The 24,236-nt window shown below is 64.5% G+C and carries 25 protein-coding genes; 7 read left to right on the top strand and 18 right to left on the bottom strand.

Annotated features, from left to right (window positions below; translation table 11 throughout):
* Positions 1-71: 71 nt before the first annotated feature.
* The 3 genes from E0702_RS06800 to ahpF all read left to right on the top strand — a co-directional run bounded on the left by E0702_RS06800 (position 72) and on the right by ahpF (position 2,899).
* Positions 72-476, top strand: a complete 405-nt coding sequence (locus tag E0702_RS06800) for a ribonucleotide reductase subunit alpha (RefSeq protein WP_132042228.1) — start codon at positions 72-74, stop codon at positions 474-476.
* A 134-nt stretch (positions 477-610) separates the two neighbouring features.
* Positions 611-1,174: an alkyl hydroperoxide reductase subunit C gene (ahpC, locus tag E0702_RS06795; protein ID WP_132042227.1), complete on the top strand. Its 564-nt coding sequence runs from the start codon at positions 611-613 to the stop codon at positions 1,172-1,174.
* A 171-nt stretch (positions 1,175-1,345) separates the two neighbouring features.
* The gene (gene ahpF, locus E0702_RS06790) at positions 1,346-2,899 is read left to right on the top strand and encodes an alkyl hydroperoxide reductase subunit F (RefSeq protein WP_132042226.1); all 1,554 of its coding nucleotides are present in this window, start codon (positions 1,346-1,348) and stop codon (positions 2,897-2,899) included.
* A gap of 70 nt (positions 2,900-2,969) precedes the next feature.
* On the opposite strand, the gene E0702_RS06785 is transcribed toward ahpF, so the two are convergent.
* From E0702_RS06785 to E0702_RS06735, 11 genes are all read right to left on the bottom strand, one after another.
* Positions 2,970-3,539 carry a peptidylprolyl isomerase gene (locus tag E0702_RS06785; RefSeq protein ID WP_132042225.1) on the bottom strand — a complete coding sequence of 190 codons (570 nt, stop codon included), beginning with the start codon at positions 3,537-3,539 and terminating at the stop codon, positions 2,970-2,972.
* A gap of 91 nt (positions 3,540-3,630) precedes the next feature.
* Positions 3,631-4,170: a hypothetical protein gene (locus E0702_RS06780; RefSeq protein ID WP_132042224.1), complete on the bottom strand. Its 540-nt coding sequence runs from the start codon at positions 4,168-4,170 to the stop codon at positions 3,631-3,633.
* A gap of 102 nt (positions 4,171-4,272) precedes the next feature.
* On the bottom strand, positions 4,273-4,824 hold the full coding sequence (locus E0702_RS06775; protein WP_132042223.1) for a nitrous oxide reductase accessory protein NosL: 552 nt from the start codon (positions 4,822-4,824) through the stop codon (positions 4,273-4,275).
* 45 nt (positions 4,825-4,869) lie between these two features.
* Complete coding sequence (locus E0702_RS06770; protein ID WP_132042222.1) at positions 4,870-5,694, bottom strand: ABC transporter permease; 825 nt, start codon at positions 5,692-5,694, stop codon at positions 4,870-4,872.
* The gene (locus E0702_RS06765; RefSeq protein ID WP_132042221.1) at positions 5,691-6,635 is read right to left on the bottom strand and encodes an ABC transporter ATP-binding protein; all 945 of its coding nucleotides are present in this window, start codon (positions 6,633-6,635) and stop codon (positions 5,691-5,693) included. The genes E0702_RS06770 and E0702_RS06765 overlap by 4 nt, the downstream gene beginning before the upstream one ends.
* Positions 6,632-8,020, bottom strand: coding sequence for a nitrous oxide reductase family maturation protein NosD (locus E0702_RS06760; protein WP_132042220.1), 1,389 nt, complete (start codon positions 8,018-8,020; stop codon positions 6,632-6,634). The genes E0702_RS06765 and E0702_RS06760 overlap by 4 nt, the downstream gene beginning before the upstream one ends.
* A gap of 55 nt (positions 8,021-8,075) precedes the next feature.
* Positions 8,076-9,968, bottom strand: a complete 1,893-nt coding sequence (gene nosZ, locus E0702_RS06755) for a TAT-dependent nitrous-oxide reductase (protein ID WP_132042219.1) — start codon at positions 9,966-9,968, stop codon at positions 8,076-8,078.
* Between the two features lie 2 nt (positions 9,969-9,970).
* Complete coding sequence (gene nosR, locus E0702_RS06750; RefSeq protein ID WP_132042218.1) at positions 9,971-12,100, bottom strand: transcriptional regulator NosR; 2,130 nt, start codon at positions 12,098-12,100, stop codon at positions 9,971-9,973.
* Positions 12,101-12,182: 82 nt separating this feature from the next.
* Positions 12,183-12,497, bottom strand: coding sequence for a c-type cytochrome (locus E0702_RS06745; protein WP_132042217.1), 315 nt, complete (start codon positions 12,495-12,497; stop codon positions 12,183-12,185).
* Between the two features lie 252 nt (positions 12,498-12,749).
* Positions 12,750-13,199, bottom strand: coding sequence for an Rrf2 family transcriptional regulator (locus E0702_RS06740; protein WP_132042216.1), 450 nt, complete (start codon positions 13,197-13,199; stop codon positions 12,750-12,752).
* 32 nt (positions 13,200-13,231) lie between these two features.
* A complete protein-coding gene (locus E0702_RS06735; RefSeq protein WP_132042215.1) occupies positions 13,232-13,642 on the bottom strand; it encodes a YbaN family protein in 411 nt (136 codons plus the stop codon).
* Positions 13,643-13,728: 86 nt separating this feature from the next.
* Between E0702_RS06735 and E0702_RS06730 the strand changes: the two genes are divergently transcribed.
* Both E0702_RS06730 and hemN read left to right on the top strand, forming a co-directional pair.
* Positions 13,729-14,871 (top strand): NnrS family protein, encoded by a 1,143-nt coding sequence (locus E0702_RS06730; protein ID WP_132042214.1) that lies wholly within the window; start codon positions 13,729-13,731, stop codon positions 14,869-14,871.
* 113 nt (positions 14,872-14,984) lie between these two features.
* On the top strand, positions 14,985-16,370 hold the full coding sequence (hemN, locus tag E0702_RS06725) for an oxygen-independent coproporphyrinogen III oxidase (protein ID WP_132042213.1): 1,386 nt from the start codon (positions 14,985-14,987) through the stop codon (positions 16,368-16,370).
* A 185-nt stretch (positions 16,371-16,555) separates the two neighbouring features.
* Here the strand turns inward: hemN and E0702_RS06720 are convergent, their stop codons facing one another.
* Positions 16,556-17,473, bottom strand: coding sequence for an AEC family transporter (locus E0702_RS06720; RefSeq protein ID WP_132042212.1), 918 nt, complete (start codon positions 17,471-17,473; stop codon positions 16,556-16,558).
* 107 nt (positions 17,474-17,580) lie between these two features.
* Here E0702_RS06720 and E0702_RS06715 point away from each other — a divergent pair, with 107 nt between their 5' ends.
* Together E0702_RS06715 and E0702_RS06710 are read left to right on the top strand one after the other, a co-directional pair.
* Positions 17,581-18,081 carry a hypothetical protein gene (locus tag E0702_RS06715; RefSeq protein WP_240721688.1) on the top strand — a complete coding sequence of 167 codons (501 nt, stop codon included), beginning with the start codon at positions 17,581-17,583 and terminating at the stop codon, positions 18,079-18,081.
* Positions 18,078-18,665 (top strand): SCO family protein, encoded by a 588-nt coding sequence (locus tag E0702_RS06710; RefSeq protein ID WP_132042210.1) that lies wholly within the window; start codon positions 18,078-18,080, stop codon positions 18,663-18,665. The genes E0702_RS06715 and E0702_RS06710 overlap by 4 nt, the downstream gene beginning before the upstream one ends.
* Positions 18,666-18,682: 17 nt before the next feature.
* Here the strand turns inward: E0702_RS06710 and E0702_RS06705 are convergent, their stop codons facing one another.
* The 6 genes from E0702_RS06705 to E0702_RS06680 all read right to left on the bottom strand — a co-directional run bounded on the left by E0702_RS06705 (position 18,683) and on the right by E0702_RS06680 (position 24,215).
* Positions 18,683-19,705: an extracellular catalytic domain type 2 short-chain-length polyhydroxyalkanoate depolymerase gene (locus E0702_RS06705; RefSeq protein WP_132042209.1), complete on the bottom strand. Its 1,023-nt coding sequence runs from the start codon at positions 19,703-19,705 to the stop codon at positions 18,683-18,685.
* Between the two features lie 31 nt (positions 19,706-19,736).
* Positions 19,737-20,519 (bottom strand): FKBP-type peptidyl-prolyl cis-trans isomerase, encoded by a 783-nt coding sequence (locus tag E0702_RS06700; protein ID WP_132042208.1) that lies wholly within the window; start codon positions 20,517-20,519, stop codon positions 19,737-19,739.
* A 129-nt stretch (positions 20,520-20,648) separates the two neighbouring features.
* Positions 20,649-21,089, bottom strand: a complete 441-nt coding sequence (locus E0702_RS06695; RefSeq protein WP_132042207.1) for a universal stress protein — start codon at positions 21,087-21,089, stop codon at positions 20,649-20,651.
* A gap of 17 nt (positions 21,090-21,106) precedes the next feature.
* Entirely contained in the window at positions 21,107-22,390 is a 1,284-nt protein-coding gene (locus E0702_RS06690; protein WP_132042206.1) for a TRAP transporter large permease, read from the bottom strand.
* Between the two features lie 30 nt (positions 22,391-22,420).
* The gene (locus tag E0702_RS06685; protein ID WP_132042205.1) at positions 22,421-22,999 is read right to left on the bottom strand and encodes a TRAP transporter small permease; all 579 of its coding nucleotides are present in this window, start codon (positions 22,997-22,999) and stop codon (positions 22,421-22,423) included.
* 193 nt (positions 23,000-23,192) lie between these two features.
* Entirely contained in the window at positions 23,193-24,215 is a 1,023-nt protein-coding gene (locus tag E0702_RS06680; RefSeq protein WP_132042204.1) for a TRAP transporter substrate-binding protein, read from the bottom strand.
* Positions 24,216-24,236: the final 21 nt, after the last annotated feature.

Raw genomic sequence — 24,236 nt, 5'->3', positions numbered from 1 at the left:
CTTGAGCGTCGCCTCCAAAGGGGGCAGGCTGGCGTTCACTCCTTCTTTTCGATTGCCCCTGGAGGCTTCGCATGGCCATCACCAACTTCTCCGATCTGCTCAGCGAGGCGCGCCTGCAGCCCGATGCCCAGCGCCTGCTGTTCGTCTTTACCCGTGCCGAACTGCCCGACAACCCCTCCGCCGAGCAGCGTGCCCGCTTCGAGCAGGGCGAAGGCGGCGTGCTTGCCCCGGTGCTGTGTGTCGACAAGGCTCCCGAGGAGCTGACCGATATGGCCGGCCTGGTGGCGGAGTCGCAGAACACCGGTGTCGAGTGGGACATCGTCTTCGTCGGTGCCCTTTCGGGTCGTGGCAGCGAGGCCCCCGCTTCCGAGCAGGCCGAGGCGCAGCTCGAGCGCATGGTCGAGTCGCTGAAGATGGGCAACGTCGAGGCCTTCCTGGCACTGGACCGCCGGGGGGAGGCGGTGCGCATCGGCTGACCATGCACCGCCCCTGTCATAGGGTTGAATTATCAGGTCGATGCCCCCATTCAATTTATACTATCGGGTAATACGGGCTACCATGCCTGCGTATTCCAGCCATCCCTAGGCAACGACGAAAGGAGCATTAACGAATGTCCCTGCTTAACACCGAAATCAAGCCGTTCAAGGCCACCGCTTACCATAACGGCGAGTTCATCGACGTCAGTGAACAGGACCTGAAGGGCCAGTGGAGCATCTTCTTCTTCTACCCGGCCGACTTCACCTTCGTCTGCCCCACCGAGCTGGGTGACCTGCAGGACAACTACGAAGCGTTCAAGAAGCTGGGCGTCGAGATCTACAGCGTCTCCACCGACACCCACTTCACCCACAAGGCGTGGCACGACAGCTCCGAGACCATCGGCAAGCTGACCTACCCGATGCTGGCCGACCCGACCCACACCATCTCGCGCAACTTCGAGGTGCTGATCGAGGATGCCGGTATCGCCGAGCGTGGCACCTTCGTGGTCGACCCCGATGGCAAGATCCAGATCATCGAGCTGAACGCCGGCAACATCGGCCGCAACGCCGAAGAGCTGCTGCGCAAGGTCAAGGCCGCCCAGTACGTGCGTGCCAACCCTAACGAGGTCTGCCCGGCCAAGTGGGAAGAAGGCGAAGAGACCCTGGCGCCGTCACTGGACCTGGTCGGCAAGATCTAAGCCCCGCCTGCGTGGCGAGGCCCCTCTTCCGGCCTTGCCACACCGCCCCGGGCACCTCCCCCCGCCCGGGGCCCTATTTCGCATCACGAGCCAGATCGATGGCACTGCCAAACCGGCAGGGCACGGCTAGCTCGTGGCCTGACACTCTCGAACATGAAGGAACACGCTGTCATGTTGGACGACAATCTGAAAACTCAGCTCAAGGCCTATCTGGCCAAGGTCACTCAGCCCTTCGAGATCGTTGCGTCCCTCGATGATGGCGCCAAGTCGAAGGAACTGCATGGCCTGTTGGCCGATATCGTCGGCCTGACCGACAAGATTACCCTCAAGCTTGATGGCGAGGAGGCGCGTCGCCCCTCCTTCGCCATCAATCGCCCCGGCGAGGAGACCGGCGTGGTCTTCGCCGGCATCCCCATGGGGCACGAGTTCACCAGCCTGGTGCTGGCGCTGCTGCAGGTGGGCGGCCATCCGCCCAAGGCCAGCGACGAGGTGATCGAGCAGATCAAGGGGCTGGAGGGCGAGCTCAACTTCGAGACCTACTTCTCGCTCTCCTGTCAGAACTGCCCGGATGTGGTCCAGGCGCTGAACCTGATGGCGATCCTCAACCCCAATGTCCATCACGTGGCCATCGACGGGGCCCTGTTTCAGGACGAGGTGGAAGAGCGCCAGGTGATGTCGGTGCCGAGCATCTATCTCAACGGCGAGCCCTTCGATCAGGGTCGCATGAGCATGGAGCAGATCCTGGCCAAGGTGGACACCGGTGCCGCCGAGCGCGAGGCCGCCAAGCTCAGCGAGAAGCCGGCCTTCGATACCCTGATGGTCGGTGGTGGCCCCGCCGCTGCCGCGGCGGCGGTCTATGCCGCACGCAAGGGCATTCGTACCGGTGTCGCCGCCGAGCGCTTCGGCGGCCAGGTGCTCGACACCATGTCCATCGAGAACCTTATCTCCGTTCCCCATACCGACGGGCCCAAGCTGGCCGCGGCACTGGAGGAGCATGTCAGGGAGTATGAGGTCGACATCATGAACCTGCAGCGTGCCGTCAAGCTGCTGCCGGGTCGGCCGGGCGAGGTGCACGAGGTGCAGTTCGAATCCGGCGCCAGCCTCAAGAGCAGGACCCTGGTGCTGGCCACCGGTGCCCGCTGGCGTGAGATGGGCGTGCCCGGCGAGGCCGAGTATCGCAACAAGGGGGTGGCCTACTGCCCTCACTGTGATGGCCCGCTGTTCAAGGGCAAGCGGGTGGCGGTCATCGGCGGGGGCAACTCTGGCGTCGAGGCGGCCATCGACCTGGCCGGCATCGTCGGCCATGTGACGCTGTTCGAGTTCATGGACGAGATGCGCGCCGATGAGGTGCTGCAGAAGAAGCTGCGTAGCCTGCCCAACGTGGAGATCATCCTGGGGGCCCGCACCACCGAGGTGAATGGCGATGGCCAGCGCGTCAACGGCCTCACTTACGAGGAGCGCGCCAGCGGCGAGATCCGTCGGGTCGAGTTGGAGGGCGTGTTCGTGCAGATCGGCCTGGTGCCCAACACCGAGTGGCTCAAGGATTCACCCATCGAGCTCTCCGAGCGTGGCGAGATCATCGTCGACGAGCGCGGCATGACCTCGGTGCCCGGGATCTTCGCCGCCGGCGACGTGACCACCGTGCCCTACAAGCAGATCGTCATCGCCATGGGCGAGGGCTCCAAGGCCGCGCTGAGCGCCTTCGATCATCTGATCCGCAGCTGATCCAGGAAGTCCTCGGCTTCCACACCATGCAACGCCCCCGTCGGTTCAGCCGGCGGGGGCGTTGGCGTTACTAGCGCACCTCGGCGCGCTCGATGATCACCGGCGTTTTCGGCACGTTCTGAAGGCGGCCGCGATTGCCGGTGGGCACGCGCTTGATGGTGTCCACCACCTCCATGCCGTCGACGACCCGACCGAACACCGCATAGCCCCAGGTCTGGCCCGACTGGGTGCTGACATGGTCGAGGAAGCCGTTATCGGCGACGTTGATAAAGAACTGGGCGGTGGCCGAGTGGGGCGCCCCGGTGCGCGCCATGGCCAGGGTGCCGCGGCGGTTCTTGAGGCCGTTGTCGGCCTCGTTCTCGATCGGCTCGCGGGTCGCCTTCTGGGTGAAGTCGGTGTCGAAGCCGCCGCCCTGGACCATGAAATCGTCGATCACCCGGTGGAAGAGGGTGCCGTCGTAGTGGCCCGACTCGGCGTAGGCGAGGAAGTTCTCGACGCTTTTGGGGGCCTGCTCCTCGTAAAGCTCGATGCCGATGGCACCCTCGCTGGTATGCAGCACCACGTCGGGGGCGGCGTCGGTCTGGGCAAGAGCCAGGGCAGGCAGGGTCGCCGTCAGTAGGGCGAGGGATAGGCGTCGCATGGGGCACTCCTTGGGGGGTGTCGGTTGATATCGGTACCCAGCATACGGCGCCGGGGCACCGCTGTCAGCGGGGCTCACTCATTGCTTGAGCTCAGGGGCGACAGGCCTGCGCCATGCGATCCATTGCCTCGCCGGCACCATCGAGGGCGAAGATCATGAACCAGGGGTCGTCGGGGCCGCGCATCATTCGCAGGCGCAGGATCTCGCCCCAGCGCATCTCATCGAGCAGCAGTGGCTGCTCGGGAAGATCGAACCGTACATAGAAGCCGCTGTCGCCGCGCTCGGTGCGAAACTCGGCCTGTCCCGAGTGAATGGTCTGCTCATCTACCCTGAGGTCGGCGGGTACCAGGTTGACCACCTGGCTTTCGGGCTGGTGCTCGCCGAGGTCCACGCGCAGCTCCAGCCAGGGCGCCTCGCAGGCGCCCTGGCTGACATTGACGCTGAAGTGGGCGTCGGCGTAGTTATCACCCTCCAGGGCGCGGTAGAGGCGCTCCTTGCCGAGGCTCAGAGTCATCGACTGCCAGGCGCCATGGCGCTGGATCTCGGCGACGTTGAACTGCACGGCGGCGGCCGGCCCGGCCAGGATCAGGGCCATCAGGGCGGCAGCGAGACGGAGAAGGCGTGTCGACATCCATGGGCTCCTCGGGTGGCGGTGCGCCCGAGGCTAGCATGCCGGCCCTCACTGCGCAGCTTAAGGGCCCGCGCAGCGTGACAGGGCCGTTTCTCGCGCTACCTACTGCGCATGTTGCATGCCGCCCATGCTCCCACCGATATCGCCGCCCATCTCGCCCCGGCCCAGGCGGCCCAGCAGCTCGAGGTCGATCTCGGCGAAGCTGGCCATCTCGCCGCCATGCTCCTCGCGGAATGCCTCGGCGTCGGCCTTGTCGGCGAACGAGGCGAGGGTGTGACCCATGCCGCCGCGCTGGTCGTGACCCACCACGTAGACCGCTTCGCTGGCCAGCACGAAGGCCTCGTCGTCGGGAGTGGCCCAGGGGGCGGCGGCCACGTCGTGCACATAGGCGTGGGAGACCTGGGTCTCGTTCTCGGGCTGCTTGAGGAAGGTGAACAGATCCATGGTCGAGCAGAACTTCAGCGGCTCCTCCTGTTTCTCCATGAAGGCCTCGCCCTTGGGGCCGGGGTGTTCGGTGATCAGCATGCCGCAAACGTGGCAGCTGTCGCCGGCCTCGATGGGCTGGGCGGCGGCGAGCACTTCCGGCTCGGACTCGCCACAGGCGGAGAGCAGCAGGGTGATGATCAGCAGGAGTGGCAGGATCAGTTTTTTCATCGATGAATCACTCATCAGCGGGAGATTGGGGGTGGCCTGGCAGGGTCAGGCGGTGCGTCGCCGGAAGCGCAGCAGCGCCAGACCCAGAGGCACCGCGATCCAGGCCACCAGGATGGCGGTGACCATGGCGGGACGAAAGACGCCGCTCTCGGCGATGGAGGTCAGCCCGCTATAACTGCGGGCGGCTTCGAAACCGGCCAGGTTGATCAGGCGGAAGCACTCGGCGGGGTTGAGCAGCAGCAGCCAGGGCAGCCAGTCGCCGCCCCGCTCGACGCTGACCAGCAGCGCCAGCAGGCCCAGGTCGAAGACCAGCACGAACAGGAACCACACCACCAGTGCCAGGCCGGCGGCCCGGGCCTTCTCGCTGACACAGACGCTGATCAGGTAGGCGAAGGCGATAAATACCCAGCCCAGCAGGATGCTGCTGCCGACCAGCAGGCCCATGCCATGAGCCAGCTCGCCGAGCGCCACACCTTCGGCGCCCACCGCGATCACCGCCCCGGCGATGGAGAAGCCCAGCGCCGTGGCGGCACCCAGGATCAGGCCATGGCCGAGGAACTTGCCGAGCAGCAGCTGGGTGCGGCTGATGGGGTAGGTGAGCAGCAGCAGCAGGGTGCCCGCCTCCTGCTCGCCCACCACGGCGTCAAAGGCCAGCAGCAGGGCGATCAACGGGATCAGGAAGACCGCGAGGGTCGCCAGGCTGACCACGGTGGTGGCCAGTGAGGTGAAGCCCAGACCACCGCTGGCGGCGGCACCGAACCAGGCGATGCCTACGGCGAGGAAGGCCAGCACCAGGGCGATGGCGAGTACCCAGCGGTTGCGCATTCCGTCGCGAAACTCCTTGCCGGCGATGGTCAGGATGGCGTTCATTCGCTATCTCCTCGTTGCTGGGGCGAAAGTCCGGCGGAGAAGTGGGTGTAGAGGTGCTCCAGGGTCGGTGGCAGCAGCTCGATATCCTCGACGCCGACAGTGTCGGTGAGCCGGCGCAGCACGGCGAGCTTGGCGTCCGGGGGGATGCTGAGTGATACCTCGTGGCCGTTGAAGGCGGAGGTCTCGATACGCGGGTCTTCCCAGTCGGCGAGGCGTTCGGCGAGGTCACCGTCCGTGCCGTGACTGCGGGCGCGCACGGTGATCGGCAGGGCCGCCTCCTCGCGCAGCTCCGCCAGGCTGCCCAGCGCCAGGCGGCGGCCACCGCCGAGGATCAGGGCACGATCGATATAGGGCTCCACCCCGGGCAGCACGTGGGAGGAGAGCAGCACCGTACAACCGCGATCGCGCAGGCCACGTACCGTGTCATAGAAGTCGCGGGTGGCGGCCGGGTCGAGGCCGGTGGTGGGCTCGTCCAGCAGCAGCAGGCGCGGGTCGCCGAGCAGCGCCTGGGCCAGGCCGAGGCGCTGGCGCATGCCCTTGGAGTAGGTCTTCACCCGCCGCTCAGCCGCGTGGCCCAGGCCGACCCGGTCCAGCAGCTCGCCCACCTGGCCGCGTTCGACCCGCTTGAGGCGGGCGAAGTAGTCGAGGACCTCCCGGCCGCTCAGCTGCTCGTAGAAGCTGACGTTCTCGGGCAGATAGCCGAGGCGTCGGCGCAGGGTCTCGGCATGAGCCCCGTCGGGGGCACCGCCGAGCACCGCCACGCGCCCCTCGCTGGGCGAGAGCAGCCCCAGGATCAGGTGCATGGTGGTGGTCTTGCCGGCACCGTTATGGCCCAGCAGGGCCATTACCTCACCTTCGTTCACCTTGAGGTCGAGGGCGTCGAGGCGTGCCAGTCCACCGTCGCGACGGGTCACGCCCTGGAAGTCGATCACCGCTGTCATGCGTCGGCGTCTCCGAGAATGGGTTGATTCAGGTCGGGCCCATCCAGGCCGGGCCCATCCAGGCCGGGCCCATCCAGGCCGGGTTCCTCCATCAGCGGATGGCTGTCCTTGACCCCCTGAGGACGGAATACCGGGAACTGGCGCTGCACCCAGCGCAGCGCCAGCACGGCGGGGCTATGCATCAGCAGCCGTGCCACCGGATAGCGCCACAGTACGCGGTCCATGGCATCGTTGGGCTCGTAGGGAGTGTCGCCCACACCGTCACCATTCAGGTCCCATCCCAGATAGTCGCTCCAGTAGTTGCCATACTCCGCCTCGGACCACTCCTGGGCGCGAGTAGCCACGTACATCACCTGCTGACGGTTGCCGACGAAGGCATTACCGACCAGCTCGTTGTCCTCGGAGCCGGCGGTGAGGTGGATGCCGATATCGCTGTCGGCCAGTCGGTTGGCCTCGAAGCGGTTGTACTGGGCGTTGTAGACGAACAGCGCCTTGCCTTCGGCGCCGCTGACCAATCCCTTGCCCTGGGCGTCGCGACGCTGTTGAACCCGGCTGATGTGGTTGTCGCGCAGCAGGGAGTCGGTGATGTTGTTCATCAGGATGCCGTAGTTGCGGTCTCCTTCCGAGCGGTTGCCCACCACCCTGAGGCGCTTGGACTGCATCAATGCGTAGCCGGTACGGGTATCGCGGGTGGTGTTCTCTTCCACCCGGTTATCGTAGGCGTACATGTAGTGCACCCCGTAGCGCAGCGCCTGCATATGGTTGCCGCGCAGCAGGCTGTGGCTGCTGGTGTCGATGTAGATGCCGTCACGGGTGTGGCGGATATCGTTGCCCTCCACCCTGACATTGCGAACGTTGAACAGGTGGACGCCGTTGCCGCGATCCTGGGAGCGCAGAGAGGAGTCGCCGCGGATCACATTGTCGAGCACCTGGACGTCGTGGACGGCGTCGAGCCAGATGCCGAAGCCCGGCCCCTGGAGACGCGAGTCGCGGATCACGCTGCCGATGGCACTCTGCTCGATAAAGATGCCGGCATCCATGTCGGTGAGGTTGGCGCCCCAGTTCTCGATGGTCACGCCTTCCAGCACGCTGTTTGGGGCATTCAGCACCACGGCATGGCCGTCGCCGCCGCCGTCGATCACGGCACCCGGATCTCCCGAGAGGGTCAGCGTTCGGTCGATGATCAGCGGGCCAGGGTAGCGGCCAGCGGGCAGCAGCAGGCGGTCGCCGCTTGCGGCCCGCTCGATCAGCGGCTGCAACGGCTCGCCCGGGGTGGCCGTCAGATCGGCGGCCAGCAGGCCGCCCGGCAGCCCGCCCGGTAAACATAGAAGCAGCCAGGCAGCGAGAATGAGTCGGGGGACGACGCGAGGTTGTCGTCGGGTCATGCGTCTCTCCGCAAACAAACGGGGCCGGGCGTCTGCCCGGCCCCTATGGGTGCTATCAGGCCTTCTCGACCAGCATGCGGCCGGTCATCTCCATATGCATGGCGTGACAGAACCACTGGCAGTAGTACCAGTGTACCCCGGGCCTGTCGGCGGTGAAGGTGACGCTGGCGGTCTGCTGAGGGCTGATCTCCATGGCGACACCATGGTTGGTCATGGTGAAACCGTGGCTGACGTCCTCGACCTGGTCGAGGTTGGTGACCACCACGGTGACCTCGTCGCCCTGCTTGACCTTGAACTCGGTGATGCCGAACTGTGGTGCCACCGAGGTCATGTAGACGCGCACCTTGTTGCCGTCGCGCACGATCTTGTTGTCGGTCTCGAGGGTGACACCGTCCTCCTTGGCCATGGCCACGGTCTCGGCGAAGAAGGGGTCGTCACGGGCCCAGACCTTCCTGGGGTTGATCTGGTCGGCGCGTGCCAGGATGCAGTCGTGGGGCTCAGCATAGGTGGGGCCGTCGTGGACCAGCTTCATCTCCTCGCCGGAGATATCGATCAGCTGGTCGTTCTCGGGGTGCAGCGGGCCCACCGGCAGGAAGCGGTCCTTGGCGAACTTGGAGAGCACCACCAGCCACTTGCCGTCGGCATCCTTGGTCTCGGTGAGACTGGCGTGGTTGTGCCCCGGCTGATAGTGGACGTCGAGCTTCTGACGCAGATAGTTCACCTCCTCGCCGGCGTAGGCGCGGATGGCGTCCTCGATGTTCCACTTGGCCACCTGGCTGTCGATAAACAGCGTGGTGTAGGCATTGCCGCGGCCGTCGAAGGTGGTATGCAGCGGTCCGAGGCCCAGTTCGGGCTCGCCGACCACGGCGTCACGCGGCTCGATGGCATCGTCGAACAGCTCGGGGAGCTTGTCGATGGCGATGATCGAACAGGTCGGCGAGAGCTTGCCGTTGGCGATGAAGTACTTGCCATCCGGCGAGGTATTGAGGCCGTGGGGGTTTTTGGGCACCGGGATATAGCGGGTCAGCTTCGAGCCCTTGCGCCCGTCTAGCACCGGCACCTCGCTGTCGCCCAGGGTCTTGAAATCGCCGGCTTCGACGGCCGCCTCGATCGCCTCGACGTCGAATACCACCACCCAGTCACGCTCGGCGCGCATGGTATCCGCCAGGGTCATGCCCTTCTCGGAGTTGTAGCAGGTCGAGGCCACGAAGCGGCCGGTGTAGTCGGCATCGGTGTTATCGAGGTTGCCGTCGACGATCACCTGCCAGGCCACCTCCATGCTCTCGGCGTCGATGCCGTTGAACATGGTGTAGTAGCCCTCCGGGTTCTCCATGCCGCGGCCATCGTTGACGATGCCATCGTCGTGATGGGGGATGGGGAACTCGGCATTGGCGAACACGTACTTGGTGTGCGGTACCTTCTGCAGGCGCAGGCCGTGAATCGCCTGGACGTTGGGAATAGTGGTGATCTTGTCCGTCTTCATGATGTCGAGACGGATACGCGCCACCCTGGTGTTGGCCTTGTCGTTGATGAACAGATACTTGCCGTCGTAGCTGCCATCGGTCATCGAGATGTGCGGGTGGTGGCAGTCGCCGTTGAGGAAGTGCGCTGAGTCACCCATCACGCGCCTTGACTCGTTGGTGATCCCCCAGCCGGTGGCGCTGTCGATGTTGAACACCGGAATACGCATCAGCTCGCGCATTGAGGGCACACCCAGTACGCGTACCTCGCCGGAGTGGCCGCCGCTCCAGAAGCCATAATAGTCATCGAGCTCGCCCGGGGCGACCTCGATGCTGCTCTCGGCGGCCCGCGCCTGGCGGCTGCCGCCGAGCAGGGTGCCGGCGCCGAAGCCGCCGGCTAGGCCCGCCCCGGCCACGCCGGTGACCGCGCTGTTGCGCAGGAAATGGCGGCGTCCGAGATTCTCGATCTCTTTCTTCTTGTCACTCATGGTCAATCCTCCTGATAGGTCGGAATCCGCTGCAGGCGAGCGCTGGCGGGATCATGGGTCTCGACGCCTCGCTTGCCTGTGGAGAGTCGCGACGCCTTTTCATAGCGCTTGCGCCGCTTGATCATCGGCGGGCAGCGCTTGTCGTCGTGGTAGGTGATCTGGCAGTCGAGACAGTAGTGGCACTCATTGGCATTGATGCGACCATCCGGGTGGATGGCGGCCACTTCGCATTCGTTGGCGCAGATCTGGCACGGAGTGCCACAGTCGCCGCGATGCCGCTTCAGCCAGTCGAACAGACGCAGGCGGGCGGGAATCGCCAAACCGGCGCCCAACGGACAGACATAGCGGCAGTAGAACTTGTGGTTGACGGCGGAGATCGCCACCAGCACCAGGGCATAGAGCAAGAAGCCCCACTCCCGCTGGAAGCGCAGGGTGATGGCGGTCTTGAAGGGCTCGACCTCGGCGTAGCGCTCGGCGGTACCCAGCGAATGCAGTGAGACGGCGAACAGCCCCAGCAGGATGATGTACTTAAGTGCCCAGAGGCGTTCGTGGAGGCCGAAGGGGGGCTCGTACTGTTTCACGCCGAGCTTGCGGGCGGCCTTGTTGACCAGGTCCTGAAGGGCCCCGAAGGGGCATAGCCAGCCGCAGAAGACGCCGCGTCCCCATAGCAGCAGGCTCACCGCCACGAAGGACCAGAGGATGAACATCATCGGGTCGATCAGGAAGGAGCCCCAGCTGAAGTCGGTGATCAGGGCGTTGGTGAAGGTCAGGACATTAACCACCGAGAGCTGGGCCAGGGAGTACCAGCCGATAAACACCAGGGTGTAGACCAGAAAGCCCAGGCGCAGCGGGCGCAGGATGCGAGGGTGCTTCACCAGGATATCCTGGAACATCATGATGCCGGTCAGCACGAGCAGGCCGGCGAGTAGCACGGCGATCTGAAAGGCCTTGTCATGCCACACCTCGACCCAGATCGGCACCTCCTCGGGGGGCTCGGGGCGCTCGATATAGGCCTCGGGCACGCTGTAGTCGGCGCTGAAGCGGCTGAACTCGGTGTCCAAGGGGCCCGAGGCGCGGCGTACCAGCAGCTCCAGTTGCCAGGGCTGACCGGGGTCGAAGGCGGCCTGTTCGCGCACGATAAAGATATCGCGTTCGTCGAAGGCCGGAGCGCCCTCGATACCCAGGCTGCCCAGACGCAGATGGTCACGGTCGTGGAAGCTGATGGTGTTGCCGCTCTGAGCAAGCTCGATGCGATCGAAGATGCCCCCGCGCACATAGCCCGAGCCCTTGAAGGAGTAGTCACCGCGGCCCATGACCGCGATGGCATGCTCGCCTTCATCGAGCCGCTCCATCAACTGCGCGTAGCCGGTATCGCCGAGCAGGTTGCGCCCGGCGGTGGGCGGGTTGAGGTAGGTGTAGAAGAGTTCGATAAAGGTCCGGTCGGCCGGCCGGGGCGTATGCATGTAGTCCTCGGCGGGGGTGCCCATAAAGGACTCATCCACCTCGCCATGGGTCAGATGAAGCCGGCGAATGGTGCCATCGCCGGTCAGCGTGCCCCAGTCGGCGGGGGAGAAGACTCCCTGTCGCACCGTTGCCGGAGGAGTGGCCGAAGGGTCGGCGATCAGTCCCTGCTCGGCGGCCACCCTGCGTGCGGCGCGCATCACGGTATCGCTGACCACGATCACGGTCACGGTGGCGCCGGAGATGGCGTCCAGGTTGTCGCCCACCTTCATGCGGTCGTTGACGTGGGCGCCGACGTGGTCATCGGCGAAGGCCTCGAGCTTCGATTCGGGGATACCCACCAGCATGATGGGCTCCTCGTGGCTGATGACATCGGCCTGAACAATATTGCCCTCGAGATCGAAGCCCACCAGCATATTGACCGGCTTGCCGGAGTAGGCGGGAATCGGCGCCATCTCGACGCTCTCGAAGGCGTAGCCGAGCAGCGTATCACCCCTCATCACCCGGCTGACCGGCCACTGGGAGTCGGCGGGTTCCAGTCGGTCGGCGGCGGGGAAGCCCTCGCGCACCTGGTTGAGCTCCAGGGCCTGGAGCGGCAGGCTGATCAGCAGGCAAAGCAGGGCCAGCAGCAAGCCGACAGCGCCGACTAGCCGATGAGGTGATGCGTGCATGGGAAGGTCCTTGCGGGCGAGAGCCTCGGCGGCGATTGCCGCCACCCATCAGGAGGGGCCGGCCCGGAGCCGGCCCTGACTATTACTCCAGGCTGGAGTAGTAGGCGGCGATATCGGCGATGTCTTCATCGGAGAGGCTCTGAGCCTGGGGGGTCATCATCGCGGACATGCCACCGCCACGCTCCCCGGCACGATAGGCCTTGAGGCTACTCTCGAGGTAGGTGGCGGACTGGCCGGCAAGATTCGGGTAGATGGGAGCGGTGGCCATGCCGTCGGTGCCATGACAGGCGGCGCAGACAGCGATCTTGGCTTCGCCGGCGGCGGCGTCACCGGCGGCCTGAGCGTCCATGGCCAGGAGGGCACCACCCAGCAGGGTGGCAACGAGCATCAGTTTCATAAGGAGCCTCCGGAATGCATCTTTTTATGCCTGAAAAGCCCGGCTGCGCCAATTAGCCCACCGGACAACTGTTGACATGATGCCAAACAATGATTGTGTCTGGCTTGACGTGGGTCATCTCCAGCTTAGTCAGACGAGGTAAAAAGGTAAAGCAAAGCCTAATGCAACGATAGGTGAAGCGGCCGGATGCGAGGATGGTGAGGGCATGAGGGATGCCAGCCGGTAGATATCGTTCATCCGTTGATAAAGGGCTCAGGCGGCCGGCGGTTCGTCCAGTTGCAGCAGCTGGATCAGCGGCTGACGGCGAGAGCCCAGCAGGTCCTCAAGAGTATAGCCGTCGAGCACCGCCAGGAAGGCGCCCAGAGCCTCGGCGAGAATATGCTTGAGTCGACAGGCGGGGGTGATCAGGCATTCGTTATCGTCGCCGAAACACTCCACCAGGGTCAGGTCGCGCTCGGTGCGACGTATCAGCTCGCCGAGCACGATGCTTTCCGGTTCGCGCTTGAGCAACAGGCCGCCATGCTTGCCACGAATGGAGGTGATATAGCCGTGGTGGCTGAGGTCCTGGACCACCTTCATCAGGTGGTTGCGTGAAATGTCGAAGCGCTCGGCGATCTCGGTGATGGTGGAGCGCTCTTCACCCTTCACCGCCAGATAGAGCAGCACGCGCAGGGAGTAGTCGGTGAAACGGGTCAGATGCATGGCAGAAAGCGTCGCCTCGTGTCGTGTTCGAATCAGCGCTGGGTCCGGGGGTGGGACTTGACGGACAGCGGCGCCGCGTCAACGGGTCGGCTAAGCACGAAGCCGGCGACCGCTGCAAACAGCAGCCCCGATGCTACCAGCCCCGTGAGCGGCGCGCCGCCGGCCCACAGCATCACCCAGCTCAGGGACAGCAGCAAGGTTGCCAGCGTCTTGGCGCGTCGTGGTATGGCGCGCCGCTCGCGCCAGGCCAGCAAGATGGGGCCAAACCGCGGATGGGAGTGCAGCCAGCGCGCCAGGCGCGGCGATCCCTTGGGTGCCGACCACGCGGCCAGCAGCAGGAAGGGGGTGGTCGGCAGCAGGGGCAGTATCATCCCGGCGGTGCCCAGGCCGATACAGCCATAGGTAAGGCCGCACCATGCTAGACGCGAAGCGGATCCCGACATGTCATGATCTCCCCAACCCGGGGGGTAGCGTATTAAGTGGTAAGATACATGCATCTTAGCACTGCAGCCGACCTGGGAGTTGCCCCATGTCAACAAAAGCCGACACCTCACCCCACATAACGCCGGCCTGGCGGCTCTTCTTTCCCTTGGCGGCGCTGCATGCGGCCCTGATGGTGCCGCTGTCACTGCTGGCATTCTACCATGCTATCCCTCTGGGGCTGATCGACTCCCCCGCGGCACATGGTCGCGAACTGCTGTTCGGTTTCGCCCTCGCGGTGATTACCGGCTACCTGCTGGGGCCGCTGCCGCGTCACTGGCTACTGGGGTTGGTGGCACTCTGGTTGGTTGCCAGGGGAGTGGGTCTGGTCTGGCCGGAGGCACTGTCCGTGCTGCTGGCCGATGGCCTGTTTGCCCTGTTGCTGGCCTGGCGGCTGGTGCCGCGCTTCCTGGCCGCCAAGAAGTGGCGTAATCGACTGCTCTCGCCGCTGCTGGGGCTGCTCTGTCTGCTTGCCGTGGCAACTCTGGTGGAGCGACTGACACGGCCGGGCGTGCCGGCCTCCGCGCTGGTACAGCACGCCGTACTGTGGCTGGTGCTGTTGATGACCTTCATGGGCGGTCGTGTGCTGGCACCGGCGGTCAATGGCCACCTGATGGCCAGCCGACGCCAGGCCGGTGCCGGGGTTCAGCCGCGCCTGGAGGCGGCACTGATCGTGCTGCTGGGGATGACCCCGCTGCTGGCACCCTGGTCGATCACTGCCAGCCTTGCAGCCTCCCTGGTAGCGGTGGCGGGGCTGCTGGTACTGTGGCGGCTATGGTGCTGGCGTCCCTGGGCCTGCCGACGGCGCCTCGATCTTATCGGCCTGCTGCTGGGTTATGCCTGGCTGGGGGGCGGGTTGCTGCTACTGGCCCGATCACTCTGGCTGGGTCAACCACTGAACGGTGTGCTGCACGCCTTTACCGTGGGGGCGCTGGGCACTCTGGCTAGCGGGATCATGCTGCGCCAGGCGATCCTCCGGGCCAGGGGGCGGCCCGAGCGGGAGCCGATATTGTTGCTGCTGGCGCTGCTGTTCAGTGTGGCGGCCGTGCTGCGCCTGGTGGCCTTTTCCGCGGGCGCGGCCTGGTTGTCGCTGCTGTGGGCTTCTGCCCTGGTCTGGAGTCTGGCATGGCTGCTCGCCGCCTGGCGGCTGTTCGTGTGGTCGCGGCGAGTGTCGATTCGGCCAGGGAGTTGACCGGGGTCAACTACCTCCACAAGGGTACCGACGCGCCGGTTTCAGGCTGGCATACTGCGCACCATTGGGCATCGCCGCGACGATGCCAAGTCATTCAACGAGGCCGTTTGACCATGCAAGACCATCAGCTCTTCAATCGCCCCCTGGTCGAGAAATACGATCGTCCCGGCCCGCGCTATACCTCCTATCCCACGGCGCCGCAGTTCCATGCGGCCTTCGCCGAGGATGACTATCGTGCCGCCGCAGAGCGCAGCAATGCTGACGCCGAGCCCAAGCCGCTATCGGTCTATGTGCATATTCCGTTCTGCAAGAGCCTCTGCTACTACTGCGCCTGCAACAAGATTATCACCCATAACACCGAGCGTGCGGCGGAATATCTGGCCTGGCTGCAGCAGGAGATCCGGGTGCAGGGGGCGCTGTTCGACGAAACCCGGCGCATGACCCAGCTGCATCTGGGGGGCGGCACGCCGACCTACCTGAGCAATGACCAGCTCGGCGAGCTGATGGCAAGCCTGGATGCCGCCTTCCACTTCGCGTCGCCCGAGGAGCGCGAGTTCTCGCTGGAGGTGGATCCACGCACGGTAACCCCCGAGCAGATTCACGAGCTCCATGCGCTGGGTTTCAACCGCCTGAGCTTCGGGGTACAGGACTTCGATCCCGATGTGCAGAAGGCGGTCAATCGGGTGCAGAGCGAGGAGGATGTCGTCTCCCTGGTTCATGCCGCTCGCCAGGCAGGCTTCCAGTCGATCAGCGTCGATCTGATCTATGGCCTGCCGCTGCAGACGGTAGCCAGCTTCGATACCACCCTGGACAAGATCATCGCGCTGCGCCCGGACCGGATCGCCACCTACAGCTACGCGCATCTGCCGGAGCTGTTCAAGGCGCAGCGGCTGATACGCCCCGAGGACATGCCGCCTCCGGAGCGCAAGCTGGAGCTGCTGGAGCTGACCATTCGACGGCTTACCGAGGCCGGCTATGTCTATATCGGCATGGATCACTTCGCCCTGCCCGATGACGAGCTGAGCCTGGCCCGGAAGAACGGCACTCTGCAGCGCAACTTCCAGGGTTACTCCACTCATGCCGACTGCGACATGATCGGCCTGGGCATCACCTCCATCGGCAAGGTGGGTGATACCTACAGCCAGAACGTCAAGGAGACCGCCCAGTACCAGCACCGTCTGCAAGAGGAGCGACTCGCGGTGTTCCGGGGCTATCGGCTCAGCGACGATGATCGCCTGCGTCGCGACGTGATCAATGCCCTGATGTGCCATAACCGCATCGAATTCGCCGCCACTGAGGCGCGGCACGGGATCATCTTCCGCGACTATTTCGCCGACGCCCTGAGCGAGCTCCAGGAGATGGCCGATGATGGCCTGCTGGCGATTCGCGATAACGAGATCGAGCTGCTCCCGGCCGGCCGACTGATGATGCGCAACGCCGCCATGGCCTTCGATGCCTACCTGGCTCATAGCACGGGACGCTACTCGCGCACGGTGTGAACAAAAAAAGCCACCCTCGAGGAGGGTGGCGCAAGACCGTGTCTAGCAATGAGAGGGAGAAACCAGGCCAGGAGACTGGCGGGCCCCGCCTGGTGGCGACGCCTCATCAACGTCGTCAAAAAAAGAGTAATCGTTCTCGTTTGTGTCGTCAACACAAATGCGAACGTTTTTTATTAAATCGTGCTTCAGGCTCCCGCCAGGCGCAGCCACAGCGGCAGGGTCGCCATGGCCAGCAACGTCTGGCCGGTGATCACGGCGGCCATCATCTCGGCATCCCCGCCCAGCTGGCGGGCCAGGATATAGGCCGAGGTGGCGGTGGGTAGCGCGGCGAACAGCAGCACCACATCGCGACTCACCGGGTCGAGCCTCAGCAGCAGTGCCAGTATCAGCGCCAGGGCCGGCATCAGTGCCAGCTTCACCAGGTGGCTTGCCCAGATCCCACGGTCGAGGCGTACCAGGGCCGCGGGGCGCAGGGCCACGCCGACCGCCACCAGCCCCAGGGGCAGGGCGGCACGCCCCAGCAGCTCCACCGTCGCTTCACTCCAGCCCGGCAGGCCGATGCCGCCGATATTGAGTCCAATGCCGACCAGGCAGGCCAGAATAAGGGGATTGCGGCCCAGGGCCGTCAGGCTCTTGGCGAGGCTGCCGCGTCCGAGAGTGCCGGCGGCAATAAAGCTGGAGACACAGAGGACATTGACCACCGGGACCATCAGTGCCACGGCCACCGCGGCCACCGTGGCGCCCGGGATGCCGTGCAGTGCCGCGGCGCCCGCCACCCCCACATAGGTATTGAAGCGCAGCGCCCCCTGGAAGGCCGAGGTGAAGGCCGCGGCCTGCATGCCCAGCCAGCCACGCAGCCGCCATAGTACGATGGCGAAGGCGCCCATGGGACCCAGCAGGGCGATCGCCACTCGGCTCACCGGCACCTGGCTGACGTCGGCGGTGGCCAGGGTCGCCACCAGCATGGCGGGAAACAGCAGGAAGTAGATCAGTCGCTCCAGCTGTGGCCAGAAGTCGGCGCCTGGCTGACGTAGCCTGCCCAGCAGGGTGCCCAGCAGAATCAACAGGAACAGGGGCCCCAGGGCACCCGCAATATCCGCCATGTCGGTCTCCTTGGTCTCGTTACCTGCGACATCGTTCCGCAGTCTGCCATAGCCGAATACTGATAAGCTTGCCGATACCGGCTACCTGCGTGATGAATACGACTCCTATGCCCGACTCACTTCCTGCCTCACGCCCCCCGCTGTTGCGACTGCTGGTGCTGTTGACCCTGGGCGCGGTAACCATCGCCCTGTGGTATCTGACCAGCTACCTGCTGCGTGATATGGGTCAGGTGCGCTGGTATCCCGAGTCGCAGGGGTGCCAGTTGAGTGCTGGTCCCTGCATGGCAGAACTGGGTGATCAGCGACAGCTGACGCTCGATCTCGGCGTGCGTGGCGAGATTCGTGCGCTGCAGCGCATGCCGCTGGAGGTGTCACTGCAGGGCGTGAAGGCCGAGCGCGTGATGGTAGATTTCGTCGGTCGCGACATGGACATGGGGTTGCATCGCTACCCCCTGAGTCTCGAGGCGGATGGACGCTATCGTGGCGAGGCACAGATACCGATCTGTACCGAGACGGTGATGCCCTGGCGGGCACGGGTGGTTATCGAGACGGCCGATGGTAAGCTGGGGAGCGGGTTCGATTTCGAGGTCAGGGGAGGCGGGCCATGAAACGCAAGGGAGTCTGGGCCGGCATGGTCTTGATTATGCTGGTGGCGGTGGGCGGCGTCGGCTGGTTCCAGCAGCAGCTGACAGCGGGAGTCGACGGCGGTCCTGTCGGTGGGCCAGTAGAACTGGCCTCGACCCGGGGGGAGTTCAGCCTCGAACACCTGGACGATGACCAGTTGGCGGTCCTGTTCTTCGGCTATACCCACTGTCCCGACGTCTGCCCCATGAGCCTGGCGGTGGTGCGCCAGGCGCTGGCCGAGCTCGAGCCCGCTCAGCGAGAGCGGCTCGTGCCATTGATGGTCTCGCTGGACCCCGAGCGTGATAGCCTCGCCCGGCTGGAGGAGTATCTGGCATTCTTCGGCGAGCGCTTCGTCGGTGCCACCGGCAGCCCGGTCCAGCTCGAAGAACTGGCCGAGCGCTACGGGGTGGTATGGCGCAAGGTCGACGCGCCGGACTCCGCCATGGGCTACACCATCGACCACAGTTCGTCGCTCTATCTGGTTGACCGCGAGGGGAATATCCAGCGTCGGGTGCTCTACTCACCCTCCCACCGTGGGTTGCTTGCCGCGCTACACGAAATCCTCTAGTGCAGGGGCCGTCGAGTTCAGCGCGCAGGCTTCTCCTGAAGCCGTTGCAGCATGGCCATCAGCGCACGAGTCTGGGTGCCCTGACGGCTGTCATGCATGGGGTCGAGTTGCCAGCTACTCTCCGCATAGCCCCACCAATCCCAGCATCCCTGGGGGTTGCCCAGGCGCGTCTCGGCCTGTGGGTAGAGCACGATCCGCCGATTCTCCGCCGCCCAGGCGTTGAGACCGGTATGGCCCACGAAGGCCTCGCCAATCTGCTCGGTTGTCATGTTGCAGCCATGCAGGGCCATGCTGACCATACAGCCCCCCTCCTCGCAGCGTTTCGGCACGAACAGGTAGCCGGTGTCGGCCAGCCCCCTGGCGTCGTAATCGCCCTGATCGAAGCGCCGTAGCTTGCCGGGGGTCTCACCGTCGGCGGGAGGCGTCAGGTCACCGTGCAGCCAGTTCAGGACATCGCCGGCGATATCGTTGTCACAGGCCAGCAGATAGGGAGGGCCCGCGTCATGACAGTCGGCCAGCTCGCGGTTATCGGTCTTGCCAAGCGTGGCATCGACGGGCCAGCCGTGGCCCGCGTCGGCGTCTCGGCGCCACTGCAACTGCGAAGGATCGCTTAGCCAGCCCTGAAACTGCTCGACCAGTGCCTCTCCCAGCCGTGGCTCGACCACCGCGTCGGCTCCGCCGTGCCAGACATAGACCCTGAGTGACGCAAGCGCTTCGGCCTCGCCGACCAGGCCGCGCTCGCGGTAGCTGGCGAGGCGCTGCTCCAGAGCCTGCATATCAGGCATGCCGCGTTGGGTGGTCATGCACTGACCCAGGGCCACACCCAGCGAGCCCTGGGCGCAGGACCAGGGGCCAGCGGCAAGCACGCCGAGTCCGGCGAAGCGTTCCGGCCAGGCCACGGCCAGCTGGGTCGCCATATAGCCGCCAGAGGAGACGCCGATGACGCTGACATCCTCGACGCTGGCGGCCAGAGCCGGGAGCTGTTGGGGGGGAGGTGGCGTATCGGCGAACAGTGACTCCATGGGCAGCGTAGCAACCATCGCTGCAGCTGCCCATATGGACGGGCGAGGCTTACTCACTGGTCTGACTATCGTTGGCGGTATCCTCGTCGCCGTTATCAATGCCTGCTTCGGCGGAGGCTTCCTCGGCGCTGGCGCTGGAGGGGGCTTGCGCGTCGTTGATGCCGAGCAGCTCGACCTTGAAGGTCAGGGTCTCGTAGGGGCCGATGGGGCCCTGGCCCTGGGCACCGTAGGCAAGCTCATGGGGAATGACGATCTCCCAGGTATCGCCCACGCTCATCAGCTGCAGGGCTTCCTGCCACCCCTCGATCACCTGATCGACGCGAAAACTGACCGGGTTACCGCGTGCATAGGAGCTGTCGAAGACCGTGCCGTCGATCAGGGTACCCTCGTAATGCACCTCGACGCTGTCCTGGGCGCCAGGGGTGGCGCCGTCACCGGAGGCCAGCTCGCGATACTGCAAACCGGAGTCGGTGGTCACGACACCTTCACGCTCGGCGTTCTCGGCCAGATAGGTCTCGCCCTCGGCGCGGTTGGCCTCGGCGGCGGCTTCGGCCTCGGCCTGACGAGCCGCGGCGGCCTGCTGCTGGAAGGTCATCAGCGCCTCGGCCATCTCCTCGTCGCTCATCTCGAGGTCGTCGCCGGCGAAGACATCCTGGATGGCCTGGGTGAAGGCGTCGACATCGAGGTTCTCGACATCCTGCTGGATGCTCTGGCCCAGGGTCACGCCCAGGCTGTAGCCCAGCTTCTCTTCATCACTCTCCGGGGCACCCATTGCCAGGGGCGCGGCGCCCAGCAGGGCGGCAAGTGAGGCGGTGGTCAGCAGTCGTTTCATGTGACTCTCTTGTGATTCCGGCTTATGGTTCCGGCGCCGATGGCGCCTGGGATGAATGCGAATCATGGGACTCTAACAGGGTCGTCCCGGTTCCGCATCCGAGCGAAACCGGGACGAAGAGGGGCTGTCTCAGACCACCAGGGTAGGGCAGTGGGCAGAGCCCGCCACGCGCTGGGAGACACTCCCCAGCAGCAGGCTCTTGTCACCGCCGGTGCCCTGGGCACCAATCACGATCAGGTCGCACTCACGCTTGCGGGCGAAACGCACGATGGTACGTGAGGGACGGCCGGCCTTGACGAAGGCGCGCAGCTTATCGGCGGGCACCCCCATCTCGATGGCCTGATTCTTGGCGTGCACGGCGATCTCGGTGGCGTACTCCTTGAGGACGTCGTGGGGGATCTCCAGTTTGTCGGGCACCATGGAGAGCGATGCCTCAAGCAGACTATGGTGCTTGAAGACACACAGCAGATAGAGCTCCGCTCCCGTCAACAGCTGTAGCCCCACGCCCTTCTCGAGCGCCTTGATTGCACCCTTGGAGCCATCCACCGGGACCAGGATCCGATTGAACATGGTTCTCTCTCCTTGGCTCAGTTGAAGGCCACGTCGCGCAGGAACAGGGCGATCTGCGGGAACATGATCAGCAGTGCCGCGGCCAGTATCAGCATAAAGATAAAGGGCGGTGTCCCCTTGATCACATCCAGATAGGGGCGCTTGAAGATCGCGATGGCGGTGAAGATGTCACAGCCGAAGGGTGGCGTGGCCGAGCCGATGGCCACCTGCAGGGTGATCAGAATACCCACCAGCACCGGGTCGAGGCCGGTGGCCGCGATTGCCGGGGCGAAGATCGGGGTCAGTACCAGGATGACCACGATAGGATCGACGAACATGCAGGCCACGAAGAATGAGATACAGATCGCGATCAGCACGCCGGTGGGGCCTGCCTCGTTGATGCCCACGGCCTCCAGAATCGACTGCGGAATCTGTGCGAATGAGATGATCCAGGAGAAGCCGTTGCCTGCGGCCACCAACACGAAAACTACCGCGGTAATCAGGCCGGTGGACTTGGCGATCGCATAGATGTGCTGCATCTTCAGCGAGCGGAAGACGATGAACTCCAGGAAGACCGCGTAGAGCACACAGGCGGCGGCGGCCTCGGTGGGGCTGAAGATGCCCCCATAGATGCCGCCGACGATGATCACCGGAAAGCCCAGCGGCCATAGTGCCTGACGAACGGCGGTGAAGCGTTCGCTCCAGGTCGCCCTGGGCTCGGTAGGAACACCGCGGATCACCGCATAGGCGACGCAGTAGGCCGAGAACATCGCCAGGATCATCAACCCAGGCCCGATGCCGGCGATAAACAGTTCGGCGATGGAGGTCTCGGAGATGACCCCGTAGATGATCATGCCGATGCTCGGCGGGATCAGAAAGGCGATATCACTGGCATTGATGATCAGTGCCAGGGTAAAGGCATCCGAGTAGCCGGCCTTGAGCATCTTGGGGCGCAGTGGCGAGCCCACCGCCACCACGGTGGCCTGGGTGGAGCCCGAGACGGCGCCGAACAGGGTACAGGAGGTGGCGGTCGATACCGCCAGGCCGCCCTTTATATGGCCGATGAAGGACATCACCATGGCGATCAGACGATCAGCCGACTGGCCGCGGGTCATGATATCGGCGGCAAGAATGAACATCGGTACCGCGATCAGCGAGGCGGGTCGGATGCCTGCCATCATCTGCTGGATCAGGGTGTCCATCTGGCCCAGGCCATTGAACATCATGAAGAAGCCGATCACCGCGGCGGTGATCAGCGGGATCATCATCGGAAAGCCCAGCAGCAGCAGGGCGATCATGGTACAAACCATTATGGTGGTCATTGTGCACTCCCCTCGGGCGCTCGCCCTGCGTCAGACTTCCGTTTCCGTGTCCTTGTAGCCATCCAGCACACTGGTTGACAGATAGACGTCCCTGGAGGTCATGTTCTTGATGGCGGTGAGCAGGTACTGGATCCCGGTGATCAGAAATCCGAGCGGTGCCCAGACGTAGATCAGCCAGATCGGAAAGCCCAGAGCCGGCAGCACCCTGCCCTTGGACTGCAGGTCGATGATGTAGACGAGTGAGTAGTAGAGCAGGAAGAACATCACCAGCGAGGTGAACAGGGAGATGATGATCATCAGGGCGCGGCGTCCACTTACCGGCAGGGCATCGTAGATGGCCGACATGCGGATATGCCGCCCATGGCGCGCCGCATAGCCGATACCGGCGAAGGTGATCATGATGATCAGGATGCGATTGATCTCGCCGGTAAAGAAGATGCTGTCGCCGATCACGAAGCGAGCGATCACGTTGGCGATGGTATTGACGGCCATCAGCAGTACGCCCATGGCCAGCAGCACCGCCTCCAGCTTGCTTATCAGGGTGTCGATCACCCCCAGAGGCCCGGGCAAGCCGGAGCGATAGGCCTTTTCGGCTTCTTCATCTGTCATGGCTGCACTCCCTTCAGCATGCAGTTTGGAAAGTCGCGTCTCGACAGTCAGGATACGCCCTCGAGGGTCGCGGCGTGGCTAGAGGGTCAACGCTGGATGCACGCTGTACGGCTCTGGGGCTTCTGTTTTCGTTATAACGAACAGGGGGTGGCCCGGAATGGGCCACCCCCCTCTGGTCATGACGGCGAGGGGATTACTCCTCGTCGGAGGTCACGGCCTCGAGGTCGGCCTTGAACTGCTCGAGCAGCTCGGCGCCACTCTCGCCGGCCATCTCGACGTAGGCTTCCTCGACCTGAGGTGCGCGCTCACGCAGCGACTGCATCTGCGCCTCGTCAAGGCGAGTGTAGGTACAGTTGTCGCAGTCCTCCTTGATCTTGTTCAGGGCTTCCTCGGCAAGGCCCTGGATATGTTCGATGGTGTGGTCATAGGCCGCTTCCGAGGCGTCACGCACGAGTTGTTGATCCTCCTCGGAGAGGCCATCGAAAAAGTCCTGATTGGCCATCATGGCGGTGGTGAACCAGCCGTGACCGGTGAACACCAGATTCGGTGATACCTCGTAGAGGCCGCCGGACTGAATCCAGAAGATCGGGTTCTCCTGGCCGTCGAGGATGCCGGTCTGCAGGGCGCCGTAGACCTCGCCCCAAGGCAGCGGCGTGGGGGTCGCGCCGAAGGCGTTATAAGTTTCCGAGAGCAGCGGGTTGGTCATCACGCGGATCTTCTTGTTCTCGAAGTCATCCACGGTATCGATGGGTTCGTCGGTGGTGACCACCATCTCGCCTTCGGGGTACATCTGAAGCAGTTCCAGCCCCTGTTCGGCGTAGAGCTCGGGGAACATCTCGTTGATGGCCTTGCTCTTGTCGAAGAACTCGATGACGGTCTCTTCGTCGGTGGGCAGCAGGTAGGGGACGAAGAAGATCTGGGCCTCGGGGATCAGCGAGCCGGTAAAACCGGGCGACTGATTGACGAACTGCAGGATGCCGTTCTGGGTCTGCTCCATGATGTCATCGGACTCACCGAGCTCACCGAAGCGGTAGATCTGCACGCTGTGATCGGAGTTTTCCTCGATATACTCCTTGAAGGCCACGGCGAAGACGTCCTGAACGTCGCCCTCGTACTCCTCATGGGCATAGCGCCAGTTGTCTGCCATGGCGGCAGAGGTCATGCCGAACATCAGTGCGCCGATACCGGCGGTGGTCAACAGCTTGTGTGACTTCATTCTTGTGGTCCCTCTACAGGT

It is taken from the genome of Halomonas marinisediminis (assembly GCF_004347715.1).
Lineage (GTDB): Bacteria > Pseudomonadota > Gammaproteobacteria > Pseudomonadales > Halomonadaceae > Halomonas > Halomonas icarae.
This window is presented reverse-complemented; position numbering and strand designations above follow the sequence as displayed.